At 72.4% G+C, this 11,982-nt stretch carries 11 protein-coding genes and 1 tRNA gene; 3 read left to right on the forward strand and 9 right to left on the reverse strand.

The window, feature by feature from the left end; genetic code table 11:
• A partial coding sequence (locus EBH09_RS08210; protein ID WP_193776192.1) for a TerD family protein occupies nucleotides 1-543 on the forward strand: 543 nt, incomplete at its 5' end.
• Nucleotides 544-597: 54 nt separating this feature from the next.
• Here EBH09_RS08210 and EBH09_RS08215 read toward each other — a convergent pair.
• The 5 genes from EBH09_RS08215 to EBH09_RS08230 form a co-directional block, all read right to left on the reverse strand.
• On the reverse strand, nucleotides 598-1,176 hold the full coding sequence (locus tag EBH09_RS08215) for a TetR/AcrR family transcriptional regulator (protein ID WP_121746381.1): 579 nt from the start codon (nucleotides 1,174-1,176) through the stop codon (nucleotides 598-600).
• Nucleotides 1,177-1,296: 120 nt separating this feature from the next.
• Complete coding sequence (locus tag EBH09_RS08220; protein WP_121746382.1) at nucleotides 1,297-2,880, reverse strand: TROVE domain-containing protein; 1,584 nt, start codon at nucleotides 2,878-2,880, stop codon at nucleotides 1,297-1,299.
• A 358-nt stretch (nucleotides 2,881-3,238) separates the two neighbouring features.
• Nucleotides 3,239-3,308, reverse strand: a tRNA-Met gene (locus tag EBH09_RS37485).
• A 45-nt stretch (nucleotides 3,309-3,353) separates the two neighbouring features.
• A complete protein-coding gene (locus EBH09_RS08225; RefSeq protein ID WP_121746383.1) occupies nucleotides 3,354-4,823 on the reverse strand; it encodes an alkaline phosphatase PhoX in 1,470 nt (489 codons plus the stop codon).
• A gap of 296 nt (nucleotides 4,824-5,119) precedes the next feature.
• A complete protein-coding gene (locus tag EBH09_RS08230; protein ID WP_121746384.1) occupies nucleotides 5,120-6,547 on the reverse strand; it encodes a hypothetical protein in 1,428 nt (475 codons plus the stop codon).
• Between the two features lie 309 nt (nucleotides 6,548-6,856).
• On the opposite strand from EBH09_RS08230, the gene EBH09_RS08235 reads away from it, so the two are divergent.
• Entirely contained in the window at nucleotides 6,857-8,686 is a 1,830-nt protein-coding gene (locus EBH09_RS08235; protein WP_121746385.1) for an endonuclease/exonuclease/phosphatase family protein, read from the forward strand.
• A 22-nt stretch (nucleotides 8,687-8,708) separates the two neighbouring features.
• Here EBH09_RS08235 and EBH09_RS08240 read toward each other — a convergent pair whose 3' ends face one another.
• From EBH09_RS08240 to EBH09_RS08250, 3 genes are all read right to left on the reverse strand, one after another.
• Nucleotides 8,709-9,413, reverse strand: a complete 705-nt coding sequence (locus EBH09_RS08240; protein WP_121747296.1) for an antibiotic biosynthesis monooxygenase — start codon at nucleotides 9,411-9,413, stop codon at nucleotides 8,709-8,711.
• 181 nt (nucleotides 9,414-9,594) lie between these two features.
• Nucleotides 9,595-10,092, reverse strand: coding sequence for a DUF3618 domain-containing protein (locus EBH09_RS08245; RefSeq protein WP_121746386.1), 498 nt, complete (start codon nucleotides 10,090-10,092; stop codon nucleotides 9,595-9,597).
• Nucleotides 10,089-10,511: a phage holin family protein gene (locus EBH09_RS08250; protein WP_121746387.1), complete on the reverse strand. Its 423-nt coding sequence runs from the start codon at nucleotides 10,509-10,511 to the stop codon at nucleotides 10,089-10,091. The genes EBH09_RS08245 and EBH09_RS08250 overlap by 4 nt, the downstream gene beginning before the upstream one ends.
• Nucleotides 10,512-10,667: 156 nt before the next feature.
• Here EBH09_RS08250 and dapA point away from each other — a divergent pair, with 156 nt between their 5' ends.
• A complete protein-coding gene (dapA, locus tag EBH09_RS08255) occupies nucleotides 10,668-11,588 on the forward strand; it encodes a 4-hydroxy-tetrahydrodipicolinate synthase (RefSeq protein ID WP_193776193.1) in 921 nt (306 codons plus the stop codon).
• On the opposite strand, the gene EBH09_RS08260 is transcribed toward dapA, so the two are convergent.
• The gene (locus EBH09_RS08260; protein WP_121746389.1) at nucleotides 11,573-11,803 is read right to left on the reverse strand and encodes a hypothetical protein; all 231 of its coding nucleotides are present in this window, start codon (nucleotides 11,801-11,803) and stop codon (nucleotides 11,573-11,575) included. The two genes, dapA and EBH09_RS08260, sit on opposite strands and share 16 nt — an antisense overlap.
• Between the last annotated feature and the right edge of the window lie 179 nt (nucleotides 11,804-11,982).

The raw sequence follows: 11,982 nt of genomic DNA on the forward strand, positions 1-11,982 counted from the left end.
CAGAAGAACCAGACCGTCTCCCTCGTCAAGGGCGGCCGGCCGATGCTCTCCCAGGTCAAGATGGGCCTCGGCTGGGAGCCGGCGTACCGCGGCAAGGACATCGACCTGGACGCGTCGGTCATCGCGTACGGCCCGCAGCGCAACCACATCGACAGCTGCTACTTCGGCAAACTGTCCATCGTCGGCGGCGCCATCAAGCACTCCGGGGACAACCTCACCGGCGAGGGCGGCGGCGACGACGAGGTCATCACCGTCGACCTGGGCCGGCTCCCGCAGGAGGTCAGCGGCCTGGTCTTCACGGTCAACTCCTTCTCCGGCCAGAAGTTCACGGAGGTCGCCAAGGCGTACTGCCGCCTCATGGACGCCGCGACCGGCGAGGAACTGGTCCGCTTCGACCTCACCAGCGCCGAGCCGCAGACCGGCGTGATGATGGCGAAGCTGATCCGGCAGTACTCCGGCGAGTGGGAGATGACCGCCATGGGCGACTTCGTCAAGTCCCGCACGGTCCGGGGCATGGTGAAGCCCTCGGCCCAGGCCCTGTAGGCGCAACGGTCAGGTGGGGCGCCCCCGGCACCGCCGGCGCCCCACCAACGCCGCCTACGCCCGCAAACCGCCCCACACCAGGGACAGATACCGGCGGACGGACTCCCCGGCGCCCCCGCCTCCCCCGTCGGTCGACTCGGACGCCGTCACCACCCCGTGCACCAGCCGCAGCACCTCGATCGGCTCGACGTCCCCCCGCAGCGTCCCCTCGTCCCGCGCCGCCCGCACCAGCCGCCCGGCCGCGCCCCGCACACACTCGCCGCACGCCGTGTCCACCGCCGAGCCACCGGCCGTGACGGCGGTGCCCAGCAAGGCCTTCATCCCGCGGACCTGGAGCATCCCCACAGCGAGTTCGTTCAGCCACTCCAGCAACGCCTCGCCCGGCGCCCGCTCGGCCGCGATCAGGTCGGCACGCGCCGCGATCGCCTCGATCCGGTCGAGATAGGCGGCCTCCAACAGCGCCCGTCGCGTCGGGAAATGCCGGTACAGCGTGCCGGTCCCGACCCCCGCGCGCTTGGCGATGTCGTCCAGGGAGGCGCCCTCCCCGTGCTCCGCGAACGCCACCGCCGCGACCTCCAGCAGCCGCTCACGGTTGCGGCGGGCATCCGCGCGCATGGGCCTGACCTGCGCCATCCCACTACTCCCTGCACACCGGGGTCTTCCGCCGAACCCTACCGCGCACCCGTCCCTTCGACCTGCGGGCGGTGTCCCTGAGCCTGCTGCTCGGGCGGGACGGCGGCGGTGGCGCAGCTCTCAGGCCGCCCAGGGCCAGTCGGCGTCCCGGGCGGCTTCGAGCAGCGGGACCATCCGGAACGCCGCGTCCGAGAGGCCGCCGAAGGTGTGCCGGTTCGCCTTGCCCGACGGGCCGTGGCCCGCCCGGTACCCGGCCAGGTTCCAGGTGTAGACCGGCACGTGCTCCGGAACCTGCTCGGTCGGGTCGCCGTGCCGGTTGTACGCGTACTGCTCGTCGGTGACGATCAGCACCCGGTCGTGCTTCTTGTAGTGCCGGCGGACCGCGTCGGTCGTGTCGGTGCCGCCCAGGTCACCGAAACGCTCCAGGATCTTCAGCACCGACTCGCCCTTGCGGTACCGCACGCGGTTGCTCGACGTACCGAACTCCACGAGGTCCGCGTCCGCCGCCCGCAGCGCGAGCGCCGTGCCGAAGACCGCCGCCGCGTCGGCCCGGTTGAGCTCCGAGCGGTCCGACATCCGCGAGTAGAACATGGAGCCCGAGCGGTCCACGAGGACCAGGGTCCGGCCGGGCAGCGCGGGCACGTTGGCCAGTGAGTGCCCGAGCGCCTGCTCCAGCGGGTACGACCAGCGCAGCGACGGCGCGTGCCGGTACGCGGCGAGGTAGCGGAAGGGGAACTGCCGCGAGCGCGCCACCTGGTCCGGGTCGCTGATCCGGGCCGCCACCCGCGCCGCGACCTCGTCGGAGACACCGGCCTCGTCGAAATTGCGCAGGTTTCGGACGAGCGCCATGGCACCCATGGACGGAATCACGGCCTCCCAGGCCGCCCTGTCCATCGGCCCCTGGAGCCAGCCGGCCAGCATCTCCCACGTGATGCCCGCCGCCGCGAGCCGCTCGGCACCGTCGGGCGCCGTGACGACCCCTCGCCGCCGCTCGACGGGCAGCGCCATCAGCTCGCGGTGCGCGGTCAGGACGCGGTTCGAGGCGGGCGGCACCGCGGTGTCCGGGTTGTGCCGGCGGTCGAGGGCGTACTCGAACAGCTCGCCCTGCCACGGCTTCTCCGGGTCCGGCGCCGCGTGCACCAGGTTGAGGATGTCGCCGAAGCGGTAGCCCTTGGACGCGGTGTCGTACTTCAGCAGCGACTTGCCGTGGTAGAGCCGCCGTACGGCGTCGGCGATCCCCCGCTTGACCGGCTTGGGCACGGCGCGCCCGTACGTCGACGTCCAGTACGCGAGCAGCTCACCGGGCTCGTCGGGCCGCTGGAGGACGGAGGCGACGACCTGCCGGTTGGCCGGACCGTCGGTGACACCCGCGTCGAGGCGTGCCTTGACGTACTCGGCGGCGCCGACGATCGAGGCGGTGCGCAGGTTGCCCTCGCCGCGCAGCCAGCCGAGCAGGCCGGCCGTCCACGACGGATCGGTGCGGGCGAGTTCACGCACGAGCGTGGCGAAGCGGTCGTCGCGGGCGGCGCCGGGCTCGTAGAAGGTCTGCTGGGACACGAAGTTGGCGACCGACAGCAGGAAGAGCTCGGACCGTGCGTCACGCTCACGGCCCCGACCGCCCTCGTAGGTGCGCAGCACGCGGCCCGTCGACGTCACGCGCGAGGTGGGCTGCGCCTTCGCCGTCTTGGTGTTGAATCGCGCCATGGTGAATTCCCCCGAATTCATTTCGGTGGGAGGGCGCGGCAGAAGGAGGGTGCCCGAGGTCGGAATCGGCGACGGGCACATCCGGATGCTCTGCCATTTGAGCTACACCGACCCGTGGTCGGTGACGGGATTCGAACCCGCAGCCGTCCGGTCAAAGGAAGTATCCGCTGCCTGCGCACCGGGCACCCACCATCTGCCGCGCCTCCCGAGATCAAGTCGGCCGCGGCGTCGGATTCGATCACAACGAAGTAGCCGCGGCCCGCGCACCGGGAGGTGCGTGAAGTGCAAGGTGTCCAGAGTTCAGGTCGGCGGAACCGACAAGGTGCTCTAACCCCTGAGCTACACCGGCGCGTTGTGCCGGTGACGGGACTCGAACCCGTGGCCGCCCCATTATGAGTGGAAGTAGGTCCTGCCTTCGCACCTGGACGTTCATCACTCTAAAAGGACGGCCGTCGCTCGGGCGAGCGAATTAATCACCGTCGCTTCTGCCGCTTCCACGGCCCGGTGATGGCGAGCATGATGCCGGGGTCCTGGATATTGGCGTAGAGGGTCTTCCCGTCGGGCGAGAAGGTGACGCCGGCGAACTCGCTGTACTCGGGATCCTCTTCGGAACCGACGTTCAGGTCGTTGCGGGCGATGGGGTACGTGCGTCCGCTGTCGGTGGCGCCGAACAGGTGCTGGACGCCGTCGCCGTCCTCGGCGATGACGAGGCCGCCGTACGGGGAGACGGTGATGTTGTCGGGGCCGTCGAAGGCGCCGTCCGCCGACGGGTCGGGGTTGACGCCGAGGAGGACCTCGAGGGTGAGGGTGCGGCGCTTGGGGTCGTAGAACCAGACCTGGCCGTCGTGCGGCCGGCCGGGGCTCTCGTCACGGGCGAAGGAGGAGACGATGTACGCGCCGCCGTCGGCCCACCACATGCCCTCCAGCTTGCGGGCGCGGGTGACCTGGCCGGCGCTGAACTGCCTGCGCACGGAGGTGCTCCGCGCGTCGCGGTCGGGGACGTCGATCCAGTCGACGCCGTAGACGGTGCCGGTCTTCGTCGCGCGGGAGAGGTCGTCGACGAACTTGCCGCCGGAGTCGAAGCACTTGAACGCCTGGAGGGCCCCGGCGTCGTCGGTGAGGGTGCGCAGCCTGTTGCGGCCGTGCCGGAAGCCCTCCGGCGGGGTCCAGCGGTAGAAGAGGCCGTTGGGGCCGGAGGCGTCCTCGGTGAGGTAGAGGTGGCCGCGCCTGGGGTCGACGACGACGGCCTCGTGGGCGTAGCGGCCGAGCGCCTTGATCGGCTTGGGGTCGCGGTTGGCGCGGCGGTCCTCGGGGTCGACCTCGAAGACGTAGCCGTGGTCCTTGGTCATCCCCTCCTCGCCGGCCTTGTCCTCGGTCTCCTCGCAGGTCAGCCAGGTGCCCCACGGGGTGCTGCCGCCCGCGCAGTTGGTGGCGGTACCGGCGATGCCGACCCACTCGGCGACGTGGCCGCCGCGGCGGACCTCGACGACCGTGCAGCCGCCGGCCGCGGCGGGGTCGTAGACGAGGCCCTCGGTGAGCGGGACGGGGTGGGGCCAGTCGTCGCGGTGGCCGCCGAGTTCGTGGTTGTTGACGAGGAGGGTGGTGCCGCGTGGGCCGTCGAAGGCGGCGGTGCCGTCGTGGTTGGAGGGGGTGTACTCACCCGACTCCAGCTTGGTCCGGCCGCAGTAGGTGATGATCTCGTACCGGAACCCGGCGGGCAGGGCGAGGATGCCGTCGGGGTCGGGGATCAGCGGCCCGTAGCCGACCCCGCCGTGGTCGTGTCCGTGTCCGTGGCCTCTGCCGTGCTCCTCCCCCGCGCTCTCGGTGTCCGTGGAAGCGAGGGCGTTCGGGGCGGTGGCGAGGGCGCCGACGCTGCCCGCCAGCACGACTCCGGCGCCGGTGAGGGCGGAGCGGCCGGCGAAGTCCCTGCGGGTGAGCGACATGATGACTCCTGAGACGGTGGACGTGCCGTGGAGGGTGGCGGACCTCGGTCCGGCGACACGGTTCCGCTCGCGCCTGAACGGCGGTTGAACTGCGCACGGCGCCCGCGCGGCAGCCCGCACAACCACGGACCCGCCCCCGTAACCACAGACAGGCCCCGCGCAACCGCGGGCACCCTCCCGCCCAACCGCGGGCATTCGTGCCGCCTAGGGCGGCACGGGCGGTCGCTGGGCCCCCCTCTGGGGGAGGCACCCCGCGACGCGGGTCACGCCGCCCTCCCCCGCCCCGCGCCCCGGCGTCAGCCGCCCTGCTGCGACCGCGCCTTGAACGCCGCCTTACGCGCTTCCTTCGCCACCTTCTTGTCGGGATGCAGCCGCCCCATCGCCTCCAGGACGTCCGGCGTGGCCGGGTGCTCGACCCGCCAGACCGTGTCGAAGAACCCGCTGTGCTGCCGGGCCAGTCCCTCCACCAGCGCCCGCAGTTCCTCGGAGTTCCCCTCGGCCGCGAGCTGTGCCGCCACGGTGTCGATGGTCAGCCAGAAGACCATTTCCTGCGGAGGGGCGGGAATGTCCCGCGCGCCGTGCTCGGTCAGCCAGACCCTGGCCAGGCCGCCCAGCTCGGCATCGTCGAGGACCTCCCGCAACGCGGGCTCCGCCTCTGCGCCGACCAGGGACAGCGCCTGCTGGCAGCGCAGCCGGCGCAGGGGCGCGCCGGTGTCCGAGCCGCGTGCCGCCGCCAGCAGTTCCCGGGCCGCGACGAGGGAGCTACGGCCGGCCAGCCACAGCTCGGTCTCGGCGTGGGCCGCGGCCGGCGGGAAGGGGGCGGTGCCGTCGAGCAGCGCGTCGGCGCCCTTGTCGGTGAGGTCGCCGACGGCGGGCGCCTCGAAGCCGGCCTCCAGGAGCCGGGCGCGCAGTCCGTACAGGCCGAGCGGGGTGAGCCGCACCATGCCGTAGCGGGCGACGTCGGTCTCGTCGACGGGCGCCGCGGGCTCCTCGTCCGCGTCGGCCATCAGAGCCTCGTCGACCGGCTGGTACTCGACGAGGCCGATCGGCTCCAGCAGCCGGAACTGGTCGTCCAGCCGCATCATCGCGTCGGACACCTGCTCCAGCACGTCGTTGGTGGGTTCGCCCATGTCGCTGGGCACGATCACGGACGCCGCCAGCGCGGGCAGCGGCACCGAGGCGTCGCCGGGGCGGTCCTCGCCGACGGTGAGCAGGTAGAGGTTGCCGAGCACGCCGTCGAGGAACTCCGCCTCGGCCTCCGGGTCCCAGTCGAGGGACGACAGGTCGACCTCGCCGCCCTCGGCCATCGCGTCGACCAGGTCGTCGAGGTCGGGCACGCTCGCGTCGGCGAGCACCGCCTCCAGGGCGGCGAGCCACAGCCCGAGCACGTCCTGCGGGGAGCCGCCGGTGAGCAGCGCTACGTCCTCGCCCGCCGCGACGGTGCCCGCCTCCTCGTCGGTGATCTCGACGAGCCCGGTGTCCACGGCGATCCGCCATGCCTCGCTCGCGTGGGCCGCGGCGTCGTCCCCGCTCAGCCCGAGCTCCTCGGCCGCCGCCGGCAGCTGCTCCTCGACGAGCCCGCCCCCGGCGTCGACACGGGTGTCCGGGCCGGCCCAGCGGGCCAGCCGGGCGGCCCGGGAGAGCACCGGCGCGGACAGCGCGTCGCGGGCCAGTTCCGCTTCGGGGCGCAGCCGCGCGGGCGGCAGGGTGGAGCTGTCTGACATCGGCTGTTTCTCCTCGCGCGCCTTGGCCGCCGTACGGCCATCCGGACGCCGTACGGCTCAACAGCTCAGCCTAGACGGGTTTCCACCCATGCCGCCCGGTTCATCTCCCCGACGGGTGGAGTACATGGCCGAAACCTTGACAACTGGCGTGGCCAGGCAGGAGATTGACGCGCGTAGAAAGCGGGGGGACAAGTGTTCACTCAGCTCCACATGTGCCCTGCGGCCCCTCGCCTCGCACTCTCGTCCCGTCGCGCCACACCCATCGCCCCACCCTCGTCCCGGCGCTCTCACGTCCCCGGAGGGATCACGTTGGCCAGCAAGTCCTCCACGCGCCTCGCCGCGCTCACCGTCGCCGCAGTCTGCTCGGCTGCGTCCACGATCGTCCTCACCTCGCCCGCGCACGCCGACTCCGTGCGCGTCCACGACATCCAGGGCAGCACCCGGCTGTCGCCGTACGCCGGCGAGCAGGTCACGGACGTGGCCGGAATCGTCACCGGCGTCCGCGGCTACGGCTCCTCCAGAGGTTTCTGGATCCAGGATCCGCAGCCGGACGCCGACCCGGCCACCAGCGAGGGCGTCTTCGTCTTCACCGGCTCCACGCCGAAGGGCGTCGCCGTCGGTGACGCGGTCACCGTCTCCGGCACGGTCTCGGAGTACGTCCCCGGCGGCACCTCCTCCGGGAACCAGTCGCTGACCGAGATCACCCGCCCGGTGTTCACGGTCGTCTCCAGCGGCAACGAGGTCCCGGCCGCGACGGCCGTCTCCGCCCGTACCGTGCCGCGCGCGTACGCCCCCGAGGGCGACGAGGCCGCGAACGGCTCGGTCAACGGCCTGACGCTGCGCCCGGCGAAGTACGCCCTGGACCACTACGAGTCCCTGGAGGGCATGAACGTCCGGGTCGCCGACGCCCGCGTGGTCGGCGCCTCCGACCCGTACACGGAGCTGTGGGTCACGGTGAAGCCCTGGGAGAACGCCAACCGCCGGGGCGGCACGGTGTACGGCTCCTACGACTCCCAGAACACCGGCCGGCTGCAGATCCAGTCGCTGGGCAAGCCGGCCGACTTCCCCGACGCCAATGTGGGCGACACTCTCGCCGGAACCACCGCGGGCCCGCTGGACTACAACCAGTACGGCGGTTACACGCTGGTCGCGAGCGAGATCGGCGCGCTGGAGAGCGGGGGCCTGGAGCGCGAGTCGACGCGCCGGCAGAGCAGCCGCGAGCTGGCGGTGGCGACGTACAACGTCGAGAACCTCGACCCCTCCGACGAGACCTTCGCCGCGCACGCCGACGCCATCGTGCACAACCTCGCGTCGCCCGACATCGTGTCCCTTGAGGAGATCCAGGACAACGACGGCGCCACGAACGACGGCACGGTGGCCGCCGACGCGACGGTCGGCAAGCTGATCGACGCGATCGTCGCGGCCGGCGGCCCGCGCTACGACTGGCGCGGCATCGACCCGGTCGACGGCGAGGACGGCGGCCAGCCCGGCGGCAACATCCGCCAGGTGTTCCTGTTCAACCCGGAGCGGGTCTCCTTCACCGACCGCGGGACCGGCGACGCGACCACCGCGACCGGGGTGACGAAGGTGCGCGGCAAGGCGGCGCTCACCCACTCCCCCGGGCGCGTGGACCCGGCGAACCCCGCCTGGGAGGACAGCCGCAAGCCGCTGGCCGGCGAGTTCGTCTTCCGCGGCCGCACCGTCCTGGTCATCGCCAACCACTTCAGCTCCAAGGGCGGCGACCAGAGCCTGTCCGCCCAGTACCAGCCGCCCGCGCGCGGCTCGGAGACGCAGCGCCACCTCCAGGCGAAGGCCGTGAACACCTTCGTCAAGGACGTCCTCTCCACTCAGAAGAACGCGGACGTCGTAGCCCTCGGCGACATCAACGACTTCGAGTTCTCCAGGACCACGCGCCTCCTGGAGGACGACGGTGCCCTGTGGTCGGCCGTCAAGTCGCTGCCGCGGAGCGAGCGTTACTCGTACGTCTACCAGGGCAACAGCCAGGTCCTCGACCAGATCCTGGTCAGCCCGTCGATCCGGTGGGGCGGGCGCCTGTCGTACGACAGCGTGCACGTCAACGCCGAGTTCCACGACCAGATCAGCGACCACGACCCGCAGGTGCTGCGGTTCCGTCCGTAACCGGCGGCCGGAGGGAGCGGGTTCAGCGGGGCACGAGGCCGAGGGCGTGGTCGTAGCGGTTGACCGTACTGCTCTTCAGGCCCGGCCAGCTGTGCACCCGCTCCCACTGTGCCGGCGCCGAGCCGACGCCGTCGCCCGGTGCGGCGAGGGCGTCGATGTGGGCCTGGGCGCTCTCCCACTCGGCGTAGTTGAGGACGCGGGTGCCGTCGGTACTGAGGTGGAAGTGGGCGGAGATGCCGCCGGGGTGCGGCTCCGGCTCGCTCGCCAGGGCCTCGAAGACGGCGTCCACCCAGGCGCGCTGCCGTTCGGGGTCGGGTCCCTCGAACTCGACGTCGACGATCACGATGCAGCCCGGGACGGGCGTCGGCCCGTCCTCGCGGGTGCCGCTGCGGTAGCGCCGGTACCTGCCGAGCCCCAGCCGCTCGATGCCGGGCACGGCGGTGTCGACCTCGTCGACGCGCTCCTGCCGGTGCGTCTTCAGGAAGGCCTCGTACGCCTGCTCGCTCGCCCACTGCGAGTGGTGCAGCAGGGTGCTGCCGTCGTGGCCGGCGTAGACGTGGTAGCCCAGCAGGGCGTCGGCGGGCCAGGGGCGGCGCTCCCAGGTACGGGCGATGGCGTCGACCGTCTGCCGCTGCCGCTCGGGCGTGCCCACCCGCCAGGTGCTGAAGAAGGGGGCCCGGACGTCGGGACGGGCGATGTCGGGGTGTACGTCGGTACGGCGGGGCATGCCGGCCTCCACTGATCGGTTCGTCGGGTGCACGCACCACTCTCCGACCTCGACCAAGGTCGAGGTCAAGTGTCCTCCGGAAGGAACCCCGGCGCCGGTACGACGTACGTGACGAGCACCCCCGCCCCGACATGCGTGACGAGGGGCCCCGCCCCCGGAGCCCCTCGTCACGCCCGCACCCTCAGCAGTGCCCGTGCCGATGCCGGCGCCTCAGCACGTCCACCGCGACCACCGCACCCGCCGCCGCTCCGACGAGCAGCACCGCACGAGGATGGCCGAGCCCGGCCCGAACCGCACCGCGCGCCCGTCCCGGTACCCGCTGCTCCACGGTGTGCCCGGCCCCGCCCGCCTTGTCCTGTGCCTTACGTCCGGCCCGGCTCGCCTTGTCCTGCGCGGTGTGCCCGGCCCGGCTCGCCTTGTCCTGCACGGTGTGTCCGGCCTGCGCGGCGGAACTGCGCAGCTGCACGGTCATGGCACCGGCCTTGTCCCGGAGGTCGGCGGCCCGGGCCTTGGCGCGGCCCTTCACATCCGCCTTCCCCGCCAGCTCCTCCACGGTGTCGCCGAGCTGGCCGCGGGTCTGTTCGATCTGCTGCCGCAGCTCGTCGGGCCCCTTGGCCCCGCCGATCGGCTGTGCGGTGGAGCCGCTCCTCGCGCCGTCACCGCTTGTCGCCTCGGTCATCGATGCGCCCTTTCCCTGATCTGGTCCACGTCGGCCCTGACGCTGCCGAGGGTCTCCTCGGGTTTCGGGGGCACGGCGCGGCGGAGCTGGGCGCGGCCCATCATGGCCAGTACGCCCGCGACCACGAAGAGCACCGCCGTCACGATGAGCGCCGCGGCCCATACGGGCAGCGCCAGCGAGAGCGCGGCGGTGGCCGTTCCGGCCAGGGCGAACAGCCCGACGTACGCGATGGCGCCCGCGGCGCCCAGCATCCCGCCGCCACGCCCGGCCCGCTTGCCCTTCTCGGCCAGCTCCATCTTGGCGAGGGCCACTTCCTGGCGCACGAGCCGGGAGAGCTGTTCGGTGGCCTGACCGACGAGCTCACCCACGGAGTGCTGCTGCTCGTCGCGCACAGGCCTGGTGTGCATGGTCCCGGTCACGGTTCCGCCTCCTCTCGGTTCGGAGCACCCCGGGTACCCATGGCCGACCGGCACTACCCCCTGCCCTCTCCCACCGCCGAATGCACAGCACTCCTTACAAATATCTCTTAGAAGATTTAAGTGGAGCTACACGATCCGTCCGCCGACACTACGTACATGACGACAGACGCCCGACCCCCCGCGCCCTTCGGCCGCGCCCTGTGCGCCATGGTCACGCCCTTCACCGAGGACGGCGTGCTCGATCTCGACGGCGCCCAGCGGCTCGCCGACCGGCTGGTGTCGCGGGGCTGCGACGGCCTGGTGCTGTCCGGCACCACGGGTGAGTCGCCGACCACCACGGACGCCGAGAAGGCGGCGCTGGTCACGGCGGTGCGGGAGACGGTCGGGGGCCGGGCGTCGGTCGTCGCCGGGGTGGGCACCGCCGACACCCGGCACACCGTCGAACTGGCGCTGGCCGCGGAGAGGGCCGGCGCGGACGGACTGCTGGTGGTCACGCCGTACTACAGCAGGCCCCCGCAGGACGCCCTGGAGGCGCACTTCCGGGAGATCGCCGACGCTTCCGGCCTGCCCCTCGTCCTCTACGACATCCCCGGGCGCACCGGCACCCGCATCGAACCCGACACCCTCGTCCGCCTCGCCGGACACCCGCGGATCGCCGCCGTCAAGGACTGCTCCTACGATCTCCTCGGCACCCAGAAGGTGCTCTCCCGCACGGACCTGGCGTACTACGCGGGCTGCGACGAGCAGGTCCTCGCCCTGTACGCGGTCGGCGCGGCGGGATACGTCAGCACGGTCGCGAACGTCGTGCCGGACCTGTTCCGGGCCGTCCTCGACGCCTTCGACGCGGGCGACACCGGGCGGGCCGCCCTGCTCCAGCGGCGGGCGATCCCACTCGTCGAGGCGATGATGGCCGCGGGCCTGCCCGGCACGGTCACCGCGAAGGCCCTGCTCGGGGCACTGGGCCTGCCCGCGGGGCCGGTCCGCGCACCGCTGCGGCCCGCGGACCGCGAGACGGCCGACAGGCTGCTGGCGGCCCACGCGGAACTGGTCGCCGCTTCCGATCAGCTCCAGGTGTAGCCGTCCCCGAGCAGCAGCGTGTGCTCCAGTACGTCCTCCGCCGGGTCGTCGATCTGCCCCACGTTGACGTTGAGGAGACCGACCCGGGGACCGTTGTGCGAACCGGAGGTGGTCTCGTCCGCCTGCGCGGCCCCGGCCGACCCCCAGCACACCAGCACCGCGGCGCCCGCCCCGGCCAGCCAACGCACCACGGTCCTCGCCCGCTCGTTCGTCATACCAGGCCCCTCGTTTCGTCGGATCGGCGTCTGATCGGACACTTCGTCCACCCGTTCATCCGCCAAGACCACCGGAAGGTCACGGGAGGTCATCCGTACGTGCGGGGGGCGCACGCAGCACGCCCCGTCACCGCGTTGGCGGAACACACCCCCGGGGCCGCGCCCGGAAACGGCGACCG

Origin of the sequence: Streptomyces sp. E2N166 (genome assembly GCF_003671715.1) — a bacterium.
GTDB classification, from domain to species: domain Bacteria; phylum Actinomycetota; class Actinomycetes; order Streptomycetales; family Streptomycetaceae; genus Streptomyces; species Streptomyces thinghirensis.